A 21,686-nucleotide genomic window follows, 5' to 3' on the forward strand; every position below is an offset into this window, starting at 1 on the left:
CATAAAAGGCAATCGATTACCTATTTCATTAAATGGCTAGAGCGAACTTTCTAAATAAGCGGAGAAATTCCGCTTATTTAGAAATCAGCACCAAAAATAGCTAAAATAGACGGAGAAATTCCGACTATTGACTCGAAAAACATGAAAATGGGTCATTTCTTTTTGTTTAAGCGGAAAAACTCCACTTATTTATGACGAACTGAACACTACTTTGGTTGATAACGGAAAAATTTCCGCTTATTTCAACGATCACAGGTGACTCTAAAATTTCTTGTTAACCATTACACTCCGGTTTTTACCTTAAGAACCATTTCTTCACAAAGTCTTCGATAATCCAACATTTATTTTAACAGATATATCCAAATTCCTTGGCAATCCCCCTACCTTTCACTTGCTCAATCACCGGTTAATTCACACACCTCCACTAATTATATCCACCCATGTAAATTAAACGGTGATTTGATCGGTGATTTACGGATGAAATGGTTAATAAACATTGATATTACAATAAAAATCGCACGGTGAATGACTACGTGAAAAGCCGTGCGATTTACCTTGATAGTTAATTGTTTGCACCTCTGAAGTGAACCCGTTATTTACGAAAACAGCCTTTTTTAAAAACAAAATAGAAATGGACCTTCAAATCGAAGGTCCATTTGTTTTACTTTTTATTTCTTTTTAGTAAGAAAACAAAGCCAATAAGTATGATGATAAGCAGTATAACGAGTGCGACGGTGATCATGGTGTTATTGTGTTGTACAGGAGCCTGGACAGCCTTACTTGATTGGGCGGACTTGGCTGATGAATCACTTCCAACTGTAAACGATAGTTCCCCTGGAGAGTTATGCCCATCCTCACTTAAAGCCACCCAATTCATGGTGATCTTTCCGCTTTTAATAGGAGCAGCAAGATTGACCACGACTTTCTCACCATTATAGTCGTAGTTCTTGACCTTGTAAGTATGCCCGGAGTCATCTTTGATCGACATGCTGTTAAAATGCTTAACACCTTCACCAAAAGTTAAAAAAACGATGGAGACTGGTCCCTCAACACTTGATCCATCAACAGGATTACTTGTGACGAGCTCGGCATGAGCAGAAGCCTGAAACACTTGTCCGAACCAGCAAACCATACTAATTAACAGAGCAAAACAGATGCTTATCCCTCTTCTGTTCCTACGCATTCGGAGCATCATCCCTTTTTCTTTTTATTATACAGTCAAGCTATGTAAAAAGTTAGATAATTTATGACGATAATGAAAACACTTACACAAACGAAGGCTTCTTCCGTGAGCCCATAGGGAATCCATCGGCTTCGCAACTTCATGACTTGTGAACTATTTTTCTACGATTCTCTTATACTTTCATCGCTTGATGGGCATAATGCTAGAAAAGTTTTATAAAAAGATGGAGGAACGAGAATGGTTATGCAAGCAACACTTCGCCAAAACTTCTTACATTTTCTTTTCGGACTCGTCCTTTTATTTATTCCTATCGTGTTCTTTCTGAATCATGAGAACCAGACGGCCCTGGCTGAAGCCGAGACTCACATCACGGTCACCGCCGCTTCTTTAAATGTCCGCACACTCCCGTCAATTGAGGGAAAGATTATTCAGGTTGTCCATCGCGGGGATATCTTTAAAGTAACGGACACTCAGGCGGGATGGGACCGAATTGAGCTCATAAGTGCAGAAACGGGTTGGGTAAAAAGCGATGCCGTTCAGCCAACTCTTGGTGAGACATACACAGTGATCCAATCTAAGGTCAATGGACTGAACGTTCATCGTTCGGCTGATTTACAATCAACCATTATCTCGCATTTATCACCAGGACATGATTATAAAGTGATGAATCAAAGCGGACAACTTATTGAAGTTCAGTCTCCTGATGGACCTGGCTGGGTAGCTTCTCAATGGGTGACCCAACAACTCAAGCAGATGGATTCCGCTCAAAAAAAGGCCAGTGTCACTGCTGCGGCATTAACTATTCGTGAACTTCCAGAGTCGAGCAGCCAGGCTCTCGGCTATCTGCACAAAGACGACTTGGTGCGTATTCAATCAGAGCAAGCGGGTTGGGCAAAGATCATGACTTCGACTAACATTATTGGCTGGATATCCAAGTCTTATCTATCCTTTAGTGCAAATGATAAGGCGAAAAAGAATCAAAGTAATGGAACAACAACGAGTTCAACTCCAACCAAGAGTTCTAACCAAACCGTTCAGCTCGCCGCTCCCCCATCGAACAAGAATGTTTTGAAGGGTAAAACAATTGTTTTAGATCCTGGTCATGGCGGGAAGGATGATGGAACAACCAGTGTTTCCGGGACACCAGAGAAAACATTAACATTGGAAACCGCCGAGCTTGTTGCCCAGAAACTCTCTCTAGCTGGCGCACATGTCGTTCTTACACGAACCAACGATACCTATATTAGTCTCGATAAGCGTGTCAGCATTTCAGAAGCTCAGAATGCAGATGCCTTTATCAGCCTGCACTATAACGCTTCTCCGATTCCTTTTGTAAAGGGGATCTCAAGCTATTATTACACCAAGAATAAAGATCAGGAATTGGCCTCTGACATCTTAGACGGTGTTCTCTCTTCTACGGGTTTGAGCAGCCGCGGTACCCGTTTTGATGATTTGCATGTCCTTAGAGAAAATACCCAACCCTGCACCTTAATTGAATTAGGATTTGTCTCCAATAAAAGCGAAGATCAGGCAGTTGAAACCAATCGCTTCCGAATTGAGGTTGCTGATGGAGTCTATAATGGGCTCGTCACCTATTTCTCTTCTAAATAGACGGTTCTCCCGTTTCAAGGACAGGGCGATCTATTCAAAAAGCTGCCAGAACCTAAAGTCTGACAGCTTTCTTTTGGTTTATGAAACGGGAGAACCGTCCCTGCGTTTCAGTTTGCTCAGGGCCTCATAGACGATTGGGACAATGAGGAGGGTGAGTAGGGTTGAACTGGCAAGGCCGCCGATAACGGTGATGCCTAATCCTTTACTGATGAATCCACTGTTTTCGTATCCAAGGGCAAGCGGCAAAAGGGCGAAGATGGTCGCGATAGCCGTCATTAATATAGGGCGAAGACGGGTTACCCCTGCCTCAAGTAAGGCTTCTCGAGTTGACAAACCTTCCCTTTCTTTGTGAATCACGCGGTCAATCAGCACGATAGCATTGGTGACCACAATTCCGATTAACATAAGAGCTCCGATCATAGCCGATATACTTAAGGATTCGCCTGCAATCCAAAGCCCAGTAAGGCCCCCAATAATCGTAAATGGGAGGGAGAACAATATAGCCAATGGGGCAAGCGCACCGCCAAATGTGATGACCAGTATTAAATAAACAATGGCAATAGCCGCAAGCATAGCGAGTCCAAGCTGTGAGAAGGAATCGTTCATATCCTCCGTCACACCGCCCATTGAAACACTTGCTCCTGATGGAAGATGGAGCTTGTCTAGAGCTGTCTGGACATTCTTCGAGACCTTGGACACGTCATTCCCTTTTACCTTTCCGGAAACACTCACCATAATTTGTCCGTTTTCTTTAGTTATGGTATCGGCTGTTGTCCCTTTTTTGGTCGTCATGACATCTCCTACTTGAACATCCTTCCCAGTGGCAGATGGCACCTTTTGATTCAGCATATCTTGAACATCTTTATAATTTTGAGCCTTAACTTGAACGTAGACCTTAACGTCCTTTCCCTTTAATTTAACAGTCGTCAGTGTGGACGGATCACTTGGCTTCTGCAAAGCCATGCCCACTTGTGTCGCAGTCAGCCCATATTGACTGAGTTTGTTTTGATTCGCGACAAATCTATATTCTTGATAAGAGTTAGAAAGGCTTGAGTCAACTTGTTCAAGCTGTGGCTGTTTCTTCATAATTTTTTCAACGTCAGAGACAATAGGCTTGAGTTGATCCATCGTGTCCCCATAAATATTGACGGTCATTTGATTCGTGCTGCCTGTTGATGAAAAATCCTGTGAGGCCCATTCCCCTTTAGCAGTTTGCGCCTTCAAATCTTTCAGCACTTGCTCCTGCTCATGTGAGAAGTTTGTAAAGTTATCTTTATACTCCACATAAAAAAGGGCTTGGTTAGAGGCGGTTGGATCCATCGGGTTTCCCCCTCCGCCTAATGAATACTGAATCGTTTTCACCCCTTTTCGCCCCTCGAAGTAGTTTTCTGCCTTCGCTGCCACTTTCTTGACATCCCCTAAGGTCATACTTGGATCTGGGTTGTATGTTTCAATCACCATATTTTGTTCCTGGCTTGGTAAGAAGCTCATTCCGATACGTGGAACGAGGGCAATACTTCCAATTAGTAAGAGGATGGCAATTCCTGATGTAAGCCATTTGTGATTGAGAGCCCAATTAAGCACGCTTTTATAAAATCTGGCTAAGGCATTAGGCCCTTCATGACGATCAGTTCTCACTCGCTTAAGCCCTTTGCCTAAAAGACTATGTGCCATAGCCGGAACCACCGTTACCGCCACCAACAGTGAGGATAAAAGAGAAAAGACAATCGTCAAAGCAAAAGGCATAAAGAGTTGACCAACCATTCCTGTGACAAAGCCCATCGGTAAAAAGACGGCAATGGTCACAATTGTGGAAGAAGCAATTGGCCGAAACATCTCTTGGGTAGCAGCACGAATCAGCTCCCTACCCTTTAATTCCTCACCTTCTAGACCAATTCGACGGTAAATATTCTCAATGACAACAATCGAATCATCGACCACACGTCCTATCGCAACTGTCATGGCTCCAAGTGTCATAAGGTTTAGAGTGATAGTCATTTGTTTGAGAATCAGTAAAGCAATCAGTATGGACAGCGGAATCGAAACAACTGAGATTAAGGTCGTTCTTATGTTTCTTAAGAAAATTAAAATGATGATCATAGCGAACAAGGCACCAAAAACCGCTTTGCTCAGCATTGTATGAACAGAGTCAACAATTGGCTGACCTTGATCATAGGTTGACAGAATGGAAACATCTTTATAATCTTTCTTAAACTGTTTAATTTGATTTTTAACGGTATTCACCACATCAACCGTGTTTGCATCTGGAGATTTGACGATCTGAAGACTGATCGATTCCTTCCCATTCGTTTTAGAAATGGAATCAACCTTGTTGACCACTTTAAAATCAGCAAGATCTTTAAGCTGTACAGTAGGCAGCTTACTGATTTGAGAAGCAGTTGCCCCCTGTTGTACAGCAGTGGTGCCCGTTCCTTGAGAGGCTGTGCCACTTGTCTGTCCTTGACTAGGCGTTGTTGTCCCCATTCCTTGAGAGTTCGTCCCGCTCATTTGTCCTTGGCTTGAATTTGCGGCCCCCGCACCATTTGGATAAGCGCTTTGCCCAGACACTCCGTTTGCCTGCCCCATGCTTGCGGGCAATTGTGGGGTATAAGGAATCCTCAGGTTCTTGAGATCATTGAGCGATTGAATGTTGCCGTTAATGACAATGGATTTCTGTGTTCCATTTAATGTATACAATCCAAGCGGAAGATTTACATTGGAACCTTGAATAACCTGCTCTACCGTATTTGCAGTTAACCCATATTTGTTAAGCTTTCCGTCCTTAAACTTGAGCTGAACTTCTTGGGATTGCTGACCTGATAGTTGAACAGAGGAGACGCCCTCTAATCCTTGCAAAGTCGGGGACAGGTCATTTTCAACCCGTTTTGTTAAGGCATCCATATCAATCCCTTTCCCTGTAACACTCAACGTAATAACCGGCACTTCATTAAAACTTAAACGAGAAACTTTTGGAGCGTCGACCCCCTCCGGCAATGTCACCCCTGATATGGCATCCTTTACTTCTGTTAAGGCCTTATCCATATCTTTATTAAACTTATATTCGATCTGTATGGATGATGCATTTTGTGAAGAGGATGAACTGACTGTATCCACACCATCTAGATTTTTAACTGCATTTGTCAATGGGTCCGTTACGTCATCTGATAATTGCTGAGGGGTTGCCCCGGGATCTGTTGTCACAATCGTGATTAAAGGAATGTTAATATTCGGGATCGTTTCCATCTTCATATGTAAACCGGAATACAAACCTCCAACAATGACAATAAGGGTCATTAATAACAAGGCAAATTTATTTCTTAAGTTAAAGTTTATAAACGATCTCATACAACCTCTCCTTTACCCTAATTCTTTCAAAGCCTGTTACCCTTTTAATAAGATTTACCAAATCTCCTTTTATCATCAGTTATTTTATTAAAAAATCTCCTTAAATGACGAACAATTCTAGAGTGTAACGAGAATACACAATGACTCAAAAACATGACTTAAAGCCCTTGATCTTGAGGAAAATAGCGTATCGTGGTTACAGCTATTCTTGAAATCAGCGTCAAAATCCGCAATAAGGAATTCTCGTTACGCTCATCCGACATTGGCGTAACGGCAATCCGTTATTTCGGCATTCCAGCCCGATTCGCGGCGGATAGCGAATCCTCGTTACGCTCAAACGAAATAGGCGTAACGGCAATCCGTTATTTCGGCATTTCAGCCCCTTTGGAGGCGGATAGCGAATCCTCGTTACGCTCAAACGAAATAGGCGTAACGCCAATCCGTTATTTCGGCTTTCCAGCCCATTTGGAGGCGGATAGCGTATTCTCGTTACGCTCAAACGAAATAGGCGTAACGACATTCCCTTATTTCGGCATTTCAGCCCATTTGGAGGCGGATAGCGAATCCTCGTTACGCTCAAACGAAATAGGCGTAACGTCATTCCCTTATTTCGGCATTCCAGCCCCATTTCGCGGAGGATAGCGAATCCTCGTTACGCTCAAACGAAATAGGCGTAACGACAGTCCCTTATTTCGGCATTTCAGCCCCTTTGGAGGCGGATAGCGAATCCTCGTTACGCTCAAACGAAATAGGCGTAACGGCAATCCGTTATTTCGGCATTCCAGCCCATTTGGAGTCGGATAGTGTATCCTCGTTACGCTCAACCCGAATAGGCGTAACGGCAGTCCCTTATTTCGGCATTCCGGCCGGATTCGCGGCGGATAGCGAATCCTCGTTACGCTCAAACGAAATAGGCGTAACGTCATTCCCTTATTTCGGCATTCCGGCCGGATTCGCGGCGGATAGTGTATTCTCGTTACGCTCAAACGAAATAGGCGTAACGGCATTTCCTTATTTCGGCTTTCCGGCCGGATTCGCGGCGGATAGTGTATTCTCGTTACGCTCAAACGAAATAGGCGTAACGGCAATCCGTTATTTCGGCATTCCGGCCGGATTCGCGGCGGATAGCGAATCCTCGTTACGCTCAAACGAAATAGGCGTAACGCCATTATCTTATTTGGGCAATTCCGTCCAATTTAGAGTCGGATAGCGTATTCTCGTTACGCTCATCCGACATTGGCGTAACGACATTTCCTTATTTCGGCATTCCGGCCGGATTCGCGGCGGATAGCGAATCCTCGTTACGCTCAAACGAAATAGGCGTAACGACAGTCCCTTATTTCGGCATTCCAGCCCCATTTCGCAGCGGATAGCGAATCCTCGTTACGCTCAACTGAAATAGGCGTAACGACATTCCCTTATTTCGGCATTTCATCCCCGTTTAGCAGCGGCTAGCCGCCTCCAATTGGGCGATTAATATAAAAAGAAAAAAGCCAACCTCTATTTAGAAGTTGGCCAACATTTATTGAAGTCGAGACAGAAGAAATCGGACAAGGAGCCAAATTAAAAGAGCCGAGAACCCACCCGATCCACTTACTAGAATCGTGATCCTGCGAGGTTTTGTTGCCTTATCAAAGAATAGTGACGAAATCAAACCAGCAATAAATATGAAGCAACCTATTAGAAAAATTGTAAAAAACGGCAATTTTACGGCGATCAATAGAATTAACAGCAGACAGGCAGTTAGTAAGACAAGCCCTCCGTCTACCATATATCTTTTCATAAATGGATGCTCCTCCTTATCCATAGATTTTAATATATATCTATTATTAAAATGGACAAGTTATACCAATATAGAAGATTTCCTTCCCTATCTTTTCATCTTTTCCTTTAAAGGTGTTTTTCGTAAAGCTACCCGCCTGTCTGTGGATCGATGTTCGCCTTTATGACACAACAATCTAAAAAAATAAGAGTGGAAAAGAGAAGCAGAATGCATAATCACCTCTCCTTAATGCATCCTAAAAATGACTCAGACTTGCTTGTTGAAGGAGTGCGGATATTATCGTGAGTAAAAAAGAAAATCCTCAATTTGCCGTATTCGGATTAGGACGTTTTGGCGGAAGCCTCGTTACCGAATTGTCTAACCATGGAGTCGAGGTATTAGCTGTTGACAATGACTTAGAAAAAGTAGAAGAATATGCCCAAATTGCGACTCATGCACTCCAAGCTAATACGATTGAAGAGCACGTCCTTAAATCGATCGGCATTCGCAACTTTGATTATGTGATCGTCAGCTTTGGCGACAATTTGCAGGAAAGCATTCTTACTACCCTGCTGCTCAAAGAAATGGGGGTTAAAAAAGTTTGGGTAAAAGCACAGAACGATTACCACCATCGCGTGCTTGAAAAAATTGGAGCCGACCGAATCATTCATCCTGAAAGGGACATGGCAAAACGAATCGCACATCACATTGTATCTGATAAGATATTAGATTTTATCGAACTCTCAAACGAATTCAGTATTGCTGAAATTAGAGCGACCACCAAAGTCGCCAATCACACATTAACAGAGCTTGATACACGCGCTAAGTTCGGGTGCAATATTGTGGCCATCAAGAATCCACAACAAATTATTGTTTCCCCTTCTGCGGATCAACAAATACAAGAAGATGATATTCTCGTCGTGATTGGGCATAACAAGGACATCGAGCGCTTTGAAAAGTTAGGGGTCTAGTTAGACTTCTGGCTTCTTTTAAGTTTCCCAATTGCACTGCCCAAAAGCGGTTTATTTAAAGTTCGCGATATGGTTTTTATAGGAATTAAACTAAAGGTGAATGAGGGTATGCAAACGGTTGAAAAAAAGGATTGGACAAGCTCTAAGGCATGTCGCAGGAGATTTTGAAAGGAGGCTATCATTGAATCGACTTATAAAACGGTGGATGAGAGGAGCCCCTGCAAAGCAAAGAAAGGGCGAGATCGTTCAGAAAAAGAAGCCCCTCAAACTAATAGAATAACTAATCTATATATATTGGTAAATCAATCTCCACAGCGGTTCCAATACCTTCACGACTTCTAAACAGGATCGTGCCATTATGATGTTCAATAATGTTTTTGGTCACCATGATCCCCAAGCCTGTTCCTGTTTCTTTAGTTGTAAAAAATGGCTTGCCGATTTTTGTAAGAAGGGGCTCTGGAATCCCACATCCTTGGTCTTCCACGGTAATCTTGACAAAACCTTTAATAAAACTCATCTTGATCGTGACAGCACCGCCAGAAGGCATGGCCTCAATTGAATTTTTTATAAGATTAATAAACACTTGTTTGAGCTTAACCATATTACAAAGCACCGTGACGTCTTTCGTCTCAAACTTAGGGATGATCTCAACCGAAACAAGATTGGCTTGCGGTGTGAGAAAGTGGATCACTTGTTCTAAAATCACTTGAATACTGAGCGGTTGGAATGTTGAATTATCGGACTTCGAGAGCAACAAAAATTCCCCAACAATGTCATTGATTCGAGTGACTTCGTCTGCGATCACCTTTAAATAAGGATAATAAGCATGTCCAATCAATTCTTTTTGAAACAATTGGATAAATCCCTGAATGCTTGCCAATGGGTTACGAATCTCATGTGCAATTCCGGCTGCGAGCTCCCCCAAAGCATAAAGGCGATCGGGATAGCGCAACATCTCGGCACTTTTTTTCTCGGATTCTTTCAAATGTGTGATATCATGGAGAACGGATTGAACACATTGTTCTCCGGCATACAAAATTTCGGTAGCGGAAACCTCTACTTCTATATAATGCCCGTCCTTACAGAGAACTCGAAGGTCAGCACTCTTACGCTCTTTCTGAGTAGCAGCAGCGTCAGCCTCAATCCCTACTAACTTTTGATAGTCTTGCGGATGCACAAACCGACGTACATCTTCTTCCAAAATATTAGAGTAGCCCGTTATATGAAGCGCCGCTTTATTAATGTACATAATTTTACCCTTACATGTCACAAGCATGGGATCGGGGTGCTGGTCCGCTAATCGTCTAAATTGCTGATAGCTTTCTTCCAAAGCTTGCTCCACTCGTTTTTGCTCCGTTACATTGCGAATTTGGGCCTTAAAAAACATCGGCTCATCCGCCTCATTACTAACTAAGGAGTACCTTATAGACCCCCAGACGATATGACCCCTCTTGTGAATATAGCGCTTTTCAAGATAGAAATCGCCCATTTTTCTTCGTAAAGCTTGTCTAAAGTAAATCAAATGTCGATCTAAATCATCGGGATAGGTTAGTTCTTGGAAAGTCAATTTCAACATTTCATCTTCCGAATAGCCGAGCATATCACATAACGCTCGATTTAGTTTAAGAAAGCGGCCATCAAGATCCACTATTGCTTCTCCAATAGGAGCATGATGAAACGCGTTCAGAAACAATTCCTTCTCTTCTAATGGTAAAGTGAACCCCATTTGCGAACGCACCTCTTCTAAAGAATAGATATCTGTAAAGCCACCTGTGTATGTCTTACTTCTATGATAATTTAAAATTTGACCCTGTCAATTCGTAATTCTACAAATTCGTATTATTTTTGGAAAATTTGGATTTTGTGTGATATTATAAACGATTGGTTTCGCGCCTCCCTTTCTCTAATTTGAGGCAGGGATCGCCGTTTTCTTTTCTGCGGAAGTGGGTTACCCCAAAAGAATTTCCTACAATTGCTCAGTCGAAATTAAAAGGGCTTCTTCAACACTTTCCCTTGAAGTAAGCCCCGCTCTACACAAACCATATGGACCTTTTTTAGAAGTTAAAAGGGACTTTGAACATCTTGATTAACAGAGCAACAAACCCAACTGATAATAGATAAGCCCAAAAAGGGTAGCGCTGATGCAAGGCAATGATAGAAAACATAATAATATCAAATAAGAACGAGAACCAAATATGCCACCCTTGAGAATAGGAAATTCTTCCAAATATCATCATGACCCATTCTACTACAATATAAATACCCGACCAAATCAGAATGTAAAAGACACGTTCTGACCACTTTTCAGGAAAGTGCGAAAGAAAAATGAGGATACTGACAGGCATCGTTATGAGCGCATAAATAATGACAACCATTTCTTTACCATATAGAATATCGGGATGGAACTTCCATAAAGAATAGTCTTTGACCATGAATTCATAAAGCAATCCACCCGTTGCAATAAAAAACATACTGGCATGATAGGTTCTCCAATTTTTCCAATCTGCCCATTTAAGTGAGGCAAGCAATGTCAATAGAGCAATCGCCACATGCATCTAGAAAAATCCTTTCAATTATGACCTTCAGCTTTAATTTGCATAGTTCCATATTTTTTCATACACCTTTAAATAAGAACAATTTCCGCAAATTAAGGATGACTCGAATGACTTGTCCCATTATAGTGGAACTCGTTTAAGTCTCAATGCGTTGATTACCACTGAAACTGAGCTAAACGCCATGGCTGCGCCCGCTAACCAAGGTTCAAGCAGTCCAAAGGCAGCAATGGGAATTCCGACTGAGTTAAATATAAGCGCCCAAAATAGATTTTGCCTTATGTTCGCTAGAGTTTTGCGACTTAATTCAATAACCTTTACAAGATGAAGTAAATCGCCACCAAGCAATGTCACATCAGACGCTTCAATCGCGACATCCGATCCCGTACCGATCGCGATTCCAATATCCGCTTCGGCAAGTGCCGGTGCATCGTTAATCCCATCCCCCACCATACCGACTCTTTTTCCCATGGCCTGAAGCGCTTTTACTTTTGCCGCTTTTTCTTCTGGCAGAACCTCCGCCAAACAATGTTCAATCCCTACTTCAGCGGCAATAGCCTCCGCTGTCCCGCGGTTGTCACCTGTTACCATATAAACGTCAAGGCCCATCTTCTTTAAAGAACGAATCGCCTCCTTTGACGTTTCTTTGACCGTATCGGCAACCGCCATAATTCCCTGTAGCTTTCCATCAAAAGCAATCAGAACCACTGTCTTCCCTGACTTTTCCAAAACCTTCAAGACAGCTGCATGAGACTCCATGTCAATAGCGTGTGCTTCTAGCAATCTTACCGATCCGACCACTAATTCAATACCATCAATCCTAGCTATAATCCCATACCCTGGGAGCCTCTCAAATTGGGTGGCTTTCTTTACCATTACCCACTTTGATTTTCCAAATTCAACAATAGCCTGAGCAAGGGTATGCTCGGACCCTTTTTCGGCAGCTACAACCAACGAAAGAAGGTCTTGATCAGATCGCACACTTAAATTAATAAAATCGGTGACCGCTGGTTTCCCTTTAGTAATGGTCCCTGTTTTATCAAATACAAGAACATTGAGATGGTGAGCCGTTTCAAGATATTCGCCACCTTTAAAAAGGATGCCTAATTCCGCTGCCTTACCTGATCCCACCATTATCGAGGTGGGTGTAGCGAGCCCGAGGGCACAGGGACAGGCAATAACAAGAACTGCCGTAGCGGCATCAAGCGCCTGCGACCAATTCCCTGGAGAAGCCCACTTTATCCAGATTAGAAAAGTCAACAAAGCGATGAGAATAACAACAGGGACGAAGATAGACGATATGACATCGGCCAAGCGCTGAATGGGAGCTTTAGAGCCTTGTGCTTCCTTCACAATTTTGACAATCCCAGAGAGAGCGGTGTCCTTTCCTACCCTTTCCGCTTTCATTGTTAGAGTCCCGTTTTTATTGATAGTGGCTCCTATAACAGCATCCCCTTTCTTTTTTTCAACAGGGAAGGATTCTCCCGTTATCATCGATTCATCCACAGAAGAATAGCCTTCAATTACGGATCCATCCACAGGAATTTTTTCACCTGGACGAACCAGTAATACCTCTCCTATTTTAATGGCCTCAACAGGTATTTGTTCTTCTCTCCCATTGCGCAGAACAATTGCTTCTTTCGCTTGTAAATTTAAAAGTGATTTGATGGCTTGTGTCGTTCGTCCTTTTGCTCTCATCTCTAATAATTTCCCCAATAGGATCAATGTGATAATTAACACACTGGTTTCAAAATAAAGATGAGGTACAAACGTCGGATCCGTCATGGAGCGAATCAGTTGATAAAGGCTGTACAGATAGGAGACCGAAGTCCCTAACACCACCAAAACATCCATATTGGCGCTCCTGTTCAAGATGGCTCGATAAGCACTTATATAAAAAGGGCCACCGATATAAAACTGAACAAATGTTGCCAGGATCCATTGAAGCCACCCGTCCGCCAAAAGTCCTGGCATAGGAAGAAACCCTGATTTGACCAACATCATATAAATAAAAGGCAAGGAAAGGAGAGCAGCGAGAATAAAAGTACGACGTTTTTCTAGATATTCTTTTTCCTTATATCCTGCTTGATCGGCATCATCGCTTTGCGGTACAGCCTCATAGCCTAATTTCTTCACCCGCTCCACAATCTCCTCAACAGAGAGGACATCTGGCCAATAGGAAACACTCCCTGATTCCGTCGCAAGATTAATAATGGCTTGATTGACTCCAGGTGTTCTCGTTAACACCTTCTCGATTCGTGCTGAACAGGCCGCACAAGTCATCCCTCTAATATCAAATTCCCGTTTTTCAGATCGAACATCATAGCCCAATTTTCGAATCCGCTCGATGATCTCTTCTGGTGAAGCTTTATTGTCATGTATGGTGATGTTCGCTAGTTCAAGTACAAGGTTGACATGAGCTTGAACGCCCTCCATCTCGTTTAACCCTTTTTCGATACTTGCCGCACAGGCTGCACACGTCATACCGATGATCCCTAGTTGCACTTCTTCTTTGGACATCCGACTCCCCCCTTTCACATTCCTCTTTAAGCTCTCTAACGCTCGTTCGCCCTTCTGCGATTTCATTAAATGGTGAGATTTGTCTTCTATTTAATTCTTCTTAAATTCTTCGAGGTCTAGAGCTACATATCCTTCATACAAGTCTCGCTATAAGTCGGCATAAAAAAACAAGACAGTCACCTGTCCTGTCGAAATACTGAGAAACATCGGATGCTCCTTAGACTATCGATCGAAAAATAAACAAAAAAAGAAGCCTAAGGAAGTCCCCTTCACACTAGGCATCTCAATCAAAATCATTCAGGTTTATACCATTTTCTCCGTTTTCTTTTCTGGTACACCAGGTTTTTGCTCTTTTGTCCATGTGCTTCGAGCAGGTATCTTTGAATAATCCACACGATGCGCATATTTCTTTGCGATATCGGTCACTTCTTGAAGCAGTCCATTATCCAATGTTGTTGGATTCAAGCCTTTTGATAAGAACAGATCATTGGATACGTAAAGCTCGTTCTCAGCTGCTTCTTTACGCGGGTTCGACACATAGACAACTTCTCCGCCAGCCAAATCACTGACAAGATGGGCAAGATCATTAACGCGATGAGTCTCTGTCATTTGATTAAAGATCATAACTCTTTCGTCGTGTTTTGGAGGATTCTCGATTGCTAATTGGATACAACGGACAGTATCTTGAATGTGGATGAAAGCACGTGTTTGTCCACCTGTTCCATGAACCGTAATCGGATAACCAACCGCTGCCTGCATCAAAAATCGATTAAGGACGGTTCCATAATCGCCATCATAATCAAAGCGGTTGATGAGGCGATCATCAAGCATCGTTTCTTTCGTGTTTGTTCCCCAAACAATCCCCTGGTGAAGATCGGTTATCCGGATGCCATCATTTTTGTTGTAGTAATGGAACAAGAGCTGGTCTTGCGTTTTCGTCATGTGATAAACAGATCCTGGATTCGTTGGATAGAGAATTTGTTGGTGAATCAGTTCACCTGTTTCTGTTGGAACCTTCACATCCAAGTACCCTTCAGGAATCTTCATCCCAGCTGTACCGTAGCCATAAACACCCATTGTGCCAAGGTGAACAAGATGAATGTCAAGTCCAGATTCAACGATTGCACACAATACATTATGAGTCGCATTGACGTTATTATTGACTGTATATCTTTTATGCTTCGGTGATTTCATGGAATACGGAGCGGATCGCTGTTCTGCAAAATGGATAATCACATCCGGCTGCTCGTCCAACAAAACAGCTAACAATGTGTCATATTCCGTTGCAATATTAAAATTATAAAAATTGATTTTTCGACCTGAAACCTCTTCCCATGCTTTGAGACGAGTTCCCATTGGTTGAATTGGCGTTAATGATTGCGCTTCTAATTCATTATCTATATTGCGACGAGATAAATTATCAATAATGACAACATCATGGCCTAAATTTGACAGATGCAGGCTTGTTGGCCAACCACAAAAACCGTCTCCACCCAAAACAATAATTTTCTTTGATTCTTTTGTCTCAATGGACATATTTGAACACCCTTTTAATAGATTTTTTTCGACATCTGAAAATCATCTTATAGTGGTTTTCTAGTCGTTCGAATAGAAAACTCTTATTAATAACGTATGTTTTAACTAGACTATTATACTTGATTATTCGATTTGCCGCTAACTGAAAATTTGTATAGATAACGTTTTCACCACTTAAGGCTAACCCTGCTACCGTTTAATGAACGCTTATTAAGCATCGCGCTTCCTTTTTCTATTTTAACAAAGTTTTTAATAAAAATAAGGATGAATGTGTAATTTTTTCGACAATCTTTGCTCAGCTGCCTGAAAACGGACCCGTTTAACCAAATTTGCTAGCTTTCAGTTCGAAATCTCCTCCCCGTTCAATGGATGAGGTCCTGCGCTTCTTGAGCCTAGAATGAAAAATTCCCACAAAAAAAAGACCACCGAAGTGGCCTAGATTTGAAAGCTTCTTTTGCCCTTTTTAAACAATCGATTGGAAAGATTCTTTGCACGACTTCTGTAGGGGCTTGGAATAGACGCAAACTGCTCGGTCTTACATTCGGTCTGTACCGTCGTTAACCATCGTTCATGATGACAAATGGACTTTCTTAAGGCTTTAATCTGTGCTTTCAAACGTTTTAATAATCGGAAGTCATTTTGAATCATCGCTTCGAAGCATCTTATCAGCTCTTCTTCTGTTTCAGCAGCACGAGCTACATTCGCTCGAGTTAAAAACTGGACATTTTCCATCTCTTGCCCTGGTAAGGACCCATATAAAAGCATAGGCGTCTCCGCTGCTATCGCCTCAGAGATCGATAACCCTCCTGCTTTCGTTAAGTAAAGGTCGGCTACTTGCAGCCACTCGGCCATTTGATCCGTAAATCCAATGACCTTAAGTCCCTGAACCTTGCTCAAACGTTTGAATAAACTGGCATTTTTACCGCAAATCACGACAAATTGAAATTCCGGATAGCGCTCATGGAAAGTCACACAAACAGAAGCAAAATTAGTGACCCCATAGGCACCTGCCGATATCAAGACAATCGGTCGATCTGAACTCACCCCAAGATTGGCTTTTAATTGCTCTAGGTCTCTCTTCTCTTCAAATTGTGCTAATACCGGAATGCCAGTTGACTGAATGGTTTCAGCCGGAATGCCCCGCGCAATAAATTCCTTTTTAATTTGATTGGTCGGAACGAAATAATGATCGACATGCTGATAGAGCCAATGATTATGCGTTGTATAATCGGTTAATACACAGCACAGCTTAAAAGATGTCTGACCACGCTTTTTGATTTGAGACAGCATACCGGTTAAAGCTGGAAAAGTACTGATAACAACATCGGCCTTCATTTGGCGAATATAAGCCTCCAGTTTCAGACTGCCTAAATAGGTAAAAAGGGACGTGACCGAAGAATCGATAGGTAAGTCTTTTGTTTGGTAATACAACTTCTTATAAAATGGTTTAGCCCAATGAAAGGACTGTATATATAATTTCCTCATAAATTGGTCAATTAGAGGAAAGGCTTGGCCAAGAAAATCGGTTTTGTGAATAATCATCGCATCCCTATGGTGAACAGTGGCCAATTTCAGCTTTTCTTCGATTGCGTCAGCTGCCCTCTTGTGCCCTGCCCCATAATTGGCATACAAAATTAAGACGGTAGGCTTCTTCATGAACTAACCTCCTCGCTTTGTCTTCTATAATAAGACAGCCTAAATAAGTATAAAGTTCATTGTCCTAAAAAAAAAATTTCAGGATGCCAGTCTCTCCTTTAGATTCACTTAAAACTCTCCCACAGTTAAGCCAGGCGAAAAGGCCGAGGGAAAAAGTGGATGTCTGCGTCTTCTTTGTAGTCCATTATAATCGATTTAACGCTTGACCATTATTAAGATTCAATTAATTTATTGTCATTTAAGATTATTTTCTAGCCATTCAATTCCGTTCATGCTATCTTATTATCATTAACCTTATTGGTTTACTCGGAATTAGAAAGCAGGGATACTCAGTGACACTGACGACCATCGCTATTATCATTTCACTGTTTTTTGCTATAAATATTGGTGCAAGCGGTACCGCAGCTTCAATGGGCGCCGCCTATGGAGCGGGAGCCATAAAAAAGAGATGGATCGCCTTGCTGCTTGCCAGTCTATCCGTCTTACTTGGTGCCTACTTTGGCGGAGGGGAAGTCGTGAAGACTATTGGTAAAGGACTCATTCCTTCCACAGTCCTTACCAGTCAAATAACTATTATTATTTTAGTGTCGGCTTGTCTGACCTTATTTTTGGCTAATTTATTAGGTATCCCCCTTTCGACCAGTGAAGTAACCGTTGGCGCGGTTGTAGGTGTTGGAATAGCGAGCAAAGCCATTTATGGAAGCTATATTCTTTTCATTGTGGTCGTTTGGATCGCCCTTCCCTTTTTAGCTTTTTGTTGTGCCTATCTTCTTGGGAAACTGGCACCTTACATAGAGAAGTGGCTGATCACATTCAAAAATGCAAAGAAAGCCTCTCAATTTCTTATCGTCCTATTGATCCTATCGGGCTGTTACGAAGCCTTTTCAGCGGGAATGAATAATGTGGCAAATGCCGTTGGTCCATTGGTCGGCGCAGGACTAATCGACAAATCGACCGCCATTCTTTGGGGTGGATTATTTGTCGCATTAGGTGCTTTTGCACTTGGAGGAAAGGTATTAGACACCAATGCCAAAAAAATAACAAAGCTCTCCCTTCTGCAAGGCAGTATGGTCTCACTGACGAGCGGTACACTTGTCGTCATCGCCTCTATTTTTGGCTTACCCGTACCGCTGACTCAAGCCACAACCATGGCTATTTTCGGGATTGGCACGACTAGAGATGGACTCAACATCTGGAAATCCGATATTGTCAAACGAATTATAAAAGTATGGATTACATCACCGATCTCCTCGATGATCATCTCTTACTTGTTCGTCGAAGCCCTTATCGAACAAAATATCTATGAAGTCATTATTGTCTTTGGGGCCTTTGTCATGACAATTGGATTAATGAGTTTCCTCTCCCCCAAAAAAAGCTTAATTAAATGAAATGCGAAAACGCGGGGACGAAAAAAACGCGGGGACGGTTCTCCTGTTTCAGAAACGAGAGAACCGTCCCCGCGTTTCAGTCCTCGCTTCACATATCTATTATAATTCCTCTTTACAAAACAGGGGGAGGAAAGTAACATAGTAGTGTGATTGAAAGCAACGCTTAATTTCTTTTTTTGAAAACGGGGAAACCATTATTTTTGTGATATGAAACGAACATCACTTGGGGTGAATCCTTCGATGCTTAGAAGGTAGGGATACTCTTAATAGTCCCGAATCCGACAGCTACCCTCGTAAGCGTGTATTAAGAGAAACCCATGTGATCTGACAGTTGACCACAGAGTCTTTCTCTGTGGTTTTTTGGCGTGGTTTCAACGGCTCAAAACGGTGGTAAATACCATTACCTTTTTTAAAATAAGCTGGCTTTCAAATGAATGAATAAGGATCTTGTAAAGCTATTTTTTTACCAAGGAGACGACTATGGATAAGCGCACACAATATGCAGTATTTGGTCTTGGACGTTTTGGCGGGAGTTTAGTATCTGAACTGCACAGCTATGGTGTTGAAGTACTGGCAGTGGATGTAGACCCAGATCGTGTCGAAGAGTACCTGTCGATTGCCACTCATGCTGTACAAGGAAATACAACCGAGGAGAATGTCTTAAAATCGATTGGAATTCGAAATTTCGATTACGTCATCGTATCATTCGGTGATAACCTGCAACAAAGCATTTTAACAACTCTTCTGTTAAAAGAAATGGGTGTCAAAAATGTTTGGGTTAAAGCCCAAAACGATTATCATCATCGCGTTCTTGAGAAAATCGGAGCGGACCGCATTATCCATCCTGAACGTGACATGGCGAGGCGGATTGCCCATCACATTACTTCGGATAAGATATTAGATTTTATCGAGCTATCTGATGAGTTTAGCATTGTTGAGGTGATTGCGAGTAAAAAGGTAGCCAACCAATCTCTAGTAGAACTCGATACGCGCGCCCAATTTGGCTGTACGATTGTAGCGATTAAGACAAAGGACCAAATTAAAGTTTCGCCTTCTGCTAATGAGCGGATTCAAGCGGATGATGTTCTGGTTGTCATTGGACATAATAGAGACATTGAACGTTTCGAAAAAGAGGGTGTCTAATTTATGCTTAATCGATTGAAGGTTATGAATCTCAGCCCGCCGCAAATTATTACTTCTGTCTATTTTTTAATTATTCTGATTGGCGCTCTTCTTTTAATGCTGCCCTTTTCAACCACACATGGGATCAGCTTCTTAAACGCCCTTTTCACTTCGACATCAGCCATGACCGTTACAGGGCTTGCAGTGGTTGATACGGGAGAAGCTTTCACTTATTTTGGACAGATCGTCATCCTGCTCTTAATTCAAACAGGCGGTCTTGGAATCATGGTTTTTGCTGTCTTTATCTTTATCCTTCTCGGGCGAAAGATTGGGCTTAAACAGCGGATTCTTATGCAGCAATCCATTAACCAAACAGAACTTGGCGGCATCATCTATCTTGCCCGCCGTTTACTCACCTATTCTCTAATCATCGAATCAATCGGCGCCTTCTTCTTAGCCTTAAGATGGGGTCCGACAATGGGATGGGGAAACGGGATCTATAACGCTATCTTTCATTCCATATCTGCCTTTAATAACGCCGGTTTTTCCACTTGGTCAGATAACTTAACTAAATTTGTTGGGGACCCGACGGTTAATATTGTGATCTCATTATTATACATTATTGGAGGGTTAGGCTTTACGGTTCTAATTGATTTATGGACAAAAAAACGGTTTAAAGACCTGAGCCTGCAAACCAAATTGATGCTGATCGGAACACTTGTCATTAACGTCATATCAGTCCTCTTAATATTCATAATGGAATACCATAATCCAAATACATTAGGAAAACTAACATTGCCGGAAAAAATTTGGGCGGCCTACTTCCAGGGAACCGTCCCCCGAACGGCAGGATTTAATACGATTGATATCGGCAGCATGCACCCATCATCTTTGTTTTTGATGTGTCTGCTCATGTTTGTTGGGTCAGGAAGCGGATCAACTGGTGGTGGGATTAAATTAACCACCTTTATTGCCATTCTTCTCTGCGTTCTTAGTTTTCTAAGAGGAAAATCAGAGATTGTTGTTTTCAAGCGGTCCATTCCGCCATCCATTGTCATTCGTTCACTTGTGGTTAGTTTTCTTGCCTTCTTGTTAATATTTGTCGCTGTTTTCATTCTCAACATTACTGAAAAAGCGCCTTTTATTGAAATTCTATACGAAACCATTTCCGCTTTTGGTACGGTTGGATTAACTATGGGCCTGACGAGTCACTTATCCTGGATTGGACGAATCGTTATTATTCTAGTCATGTTTGTTGGTAAAATAGGACCGCTGACACTAGCCATATCGTTTGCCAAACAAAACGATGCCCCCATTCGCTACCCAAAAGAAAATATCCTTACAGGCTGATTGCATGAAAAGGGTTGCCAAAAATCAGAGAGATACTGATTATATGGCAACCCTTTTATTGATCCCATTTTTTATCCCCTCGTTGCACGAAAATTTGCTAGACGTAACCAGAATTCGCTATCCGCCGCGAATTCGGCCGGAATGCCGAAATAACGGAATGACGTTACGCCTATTTCGGATGAGCGTAACGAGAATTCGCTATCCGACTCTAAACTGGACCGAATTGCCCTAATAAGATAATGTCGTTACGCCTATTTCGATTGAGCGTAACGAGAATACGCTATCCGACTCTAGATTGGACCGAATTGCCCAAATAAAGGAATGACGTTACGCCTATTTTGATTAGGCGTAACGAGAATACGCTATCCGACTCTAAATTGGACCGAATTGCCCAAATAAGGGAATGGCGTTACACCTATTTCGATTGAGCGTAACGAGAATACGCTATCCGACTCTAAACTGAGCTGAAATGCCGAAATAAAGGAATGACGTTACGCCTATTTCGATTGAGCGTAACGAGAATACGTTATCCGACTCTAAATTGGACCGAATTGCCCTAATAAGATAATGGCGTTACGCCTATTCCGATTGAGCGTAACGAGAATACGCTATCCGACTCTAAATTGGGCTGAAATGTCGAAATAAGGGAATGGCGTTACGCCTATTTCGATTAAGCGTAACGAGAATACG

Annotated in this window: 15 protein-coding genes and 1 riboswitch; of the genes, 7 read left to right on the forward strand and 8 right to left on the reverse strand. The window is 42.2% G+C overall.

All coding sequences use genetic code 11. The annotated features are described in order from the left end of the window. Nucleotides 1–661: 661 nt before the first annotated feature. Complete coding sequence (locus tag PU629_RS18405) at nt 662–1,183, reverse strand: copper resistance CopC family protein (protein WP_275281488.1); 522 nt, start codon at nt 1,181–1,183, stop codon at nt 662–664. 237 nt (nt 1,184–1,420) lie between these two features. On the opposite strand from PU629_RS18405, the gene PU629_RS18410 reads away from it, so the two are divergent. Beyond that, nucleotides 1,421–2,794 (forward strand): N-acetylmuramoyl-L-alanine amidase family protein, encoded by a 1,374-nt coding sequence (locus PU629_RS18410; RefSeq protein WP_275281489.1) that lies wholly within the window; start codon nt 1,421–1,423, stop codon nt 2,792–2,794. Between the two features lie 78 nt (nt 2,795–2,872). Here PU629_RS18410 and PU629_RS18415 read toward each other — a convergent pair whose 3' ends face one another. Beyond that, on the reverse strand, nt 2,873–6,139 hold the full coding sequence (locus PU629_RS18415; RefSeq protein ID WP_275281490.1) for an efflux RND transporter permease subunit: 3,267 nt from the start codon (nt 6,137–6,139) through the stop codon (nt 2,873–2,875). 192 nt (nt 6,140–6,331) lie between these two features. Here PU629_RS18415 and PU629_RS18420 point away from each other — a divergent pair, with 192 nt between their 5' ends. Both PU629_RS18420 and PU629_RS18425 read left to right on the forward strand, forming a co-directional pair. After that, nucleotides 6,332–6,781 (forward strand): hypothetical protein, encoded by a 450-nt coding sequence (locus PU629_RS18420; protein ID WP_275281491.1) that lies wholly within the window; start codon nt 6,332–6,334, stop codon nt 6,779–6,781. Between the two features lie 67 nt (nt 6,782–6,848). Further along, complete coding sequence (locus tag PU629_RS18425; protein WP_275281492.1) at nt 6,849–7,349, forward strand: hypothetical protein; 501 nt, start codon at nt 6,849–6,851, stop codon at nt 7,347–7,349. Between the two features lie 312 nt (nt 7,350–7,661). On the opposite strand, the gene PU629_RS18430 is transcribed toward PU629_RS18425, so the two are convergent. Further along, nucleotides 7,662–7,922, reverse strand: a complete 261-nt coding sequence (locus tag PU629_RS18430) for a hypothetical protein (protein WP_275281493.1) — start codon at nt 7,920–7,922, stop codon at nt 7,662–7,664. Between the two features lie 281 nt (nt 7,923–8,203). Between PU629_RS18430 and PU629_RS18435 the strand changes: the two genes are divergently transcribed. After that, nucleotides 8,204–8,872 carry a potassium channel family protein gene (locus PU629_RS18435; protein WP_275281494.1) on the forward strand — a complete coding sequence of 223 codons (669 nt, stop codon included), beginning with the start codon at nt 8,204–8,206 and terminating at the stop codon, nt 8,870–8,872. A gap of 280 nt (nt 8,873–9,152) precedes the next feature. Here PU629_RS18435 and PU629_RS18440 read toward each other — a convergent pair whose 3' ends face one another. The 5 genes from PU629_RS18440 to PU629_RS18460 form a co-directional block, all read right to left on the reverse strand. Beyond that, on the reverse strand, nt 9,153–10,598 hold the full coding sequence (locus PU629_RS18440) for a PAS domain S-box protein (protein ID WP_275281495.1): 1,446 nt from the start codon (nt 10,596–10,598) through the stop codon (nt 9,153–9,155). Nucleotides 10,599–10,926: 328 nt separating this feature from the next. Beyond that, nucleotides 10,927–11,427 (reverse strand): CBO0543 family protein, encoded by a 501-nt coding sequence (locus PU629_RS18445; protein ID WP_275281496.1) that lies wholly within the window; start codon nt 11,425–11,427, stop codon nt 10,927–10,929. 120 nt (nt 11,428–11,547) lie between these two features. Then, entirely contained in the window at nt 11,548–13,944 is a 2,397-nt protein-coding gene (locus tag PU629_RS18450; protein ID WP_275281497.1) for a heavy metal translocating P-type ATPase, read from the reverse strand. Nucleotides 13,945–14,247: 303 nt separating this feature from the next. Next, the gene (locus tag PU629_RS18455; RefSeq protein WP_275281498.1) at nt 14,248–15,480 is read right to left on the reverse strand and encodes an NAD-dependent epimerase/dehydratase family protein; all 1,233 of its coding nucleotides are present in this window, start codon (nt 15,478–15,480) and stop codon (nt 14,248–14,250) included. Between the two features lie 435 nt (nt 15,481–15,915). Then, a complete protein-coding gene (locus tag PU629_RS18460; protein WP_275281499.1) occupies nt 15,916–17,136 on the reverse strand; it encodes an MGDG synthase family glycosyltransferase in 1,221 nt (406 codons plus the stop codon). 332 nt (nt 17,137–17,468) lie between these two features. On the opposite strand from PU629_RS18460, the gene PU629_RS18465 reads away from it, so the two are divergent. The 3 genes from PU629_RS18465 to PU629_RS18475 all read left to right on the forward strand — a co-directional run bounded on the left by PU629_RS18465 (nt 17,469) and on the right by PU629_RS18475 (nt 20,996). Further along, nucleotides 17,469–18,524, forward strand: coding sequence for a sulfate permease (locus PU629_RS18465; RefSeq protein ID WP_275281500.1), 1,056 nt, complete (start codon nt 17,469–17,471; stop codon nt 18,522–18,524). A 150-nt stretch (nt 18,525–18,674) separates the two neighbouring features. Beyond that, a riboswitch (cyclic di-AMP (ydaO/yuaA leader) is annotated at nt 18,675–18,840 on the forward strand. Nucleotides 18,841–19,004: 164 nt separating this feature from the next. Next, nucleotides 19,005–19,667, forward strand: a complete 663-nt coding sequence (locus tag PU629_RS18470) for a potassium channel family protein (RefSeq protein WP_275281501.1) — start codon at nt 19,005–19,007, stop codon at nt 19,665–19,667. A gap of 3 nt (nt 19,668–19,670) precedes the next feature. Next, nucleotides 19,671–20,996: a TrkH family potassium uptake protein gene (locus tag PU629_RS18475; protein WP_275281502.1), complete on the forward strand. Its 1,326-nt coding sequence runs from the start codon at nt 19,671–19,673 to the stop codon at nt 20,994–20,996. The last annotated feature ends 690 nt before the right edge of the window (nt 20,997–21,686 follow it).

Origin of the sequence: Pullulanibacillus sp. KACC 23026 (assembly GCF_029094525.1) — a bacterium.
Classification (GTDB): Bacteria; Bacillota; Bacilli; order Bacillales; family Sporolactobacillaceae; genus KACC-23026.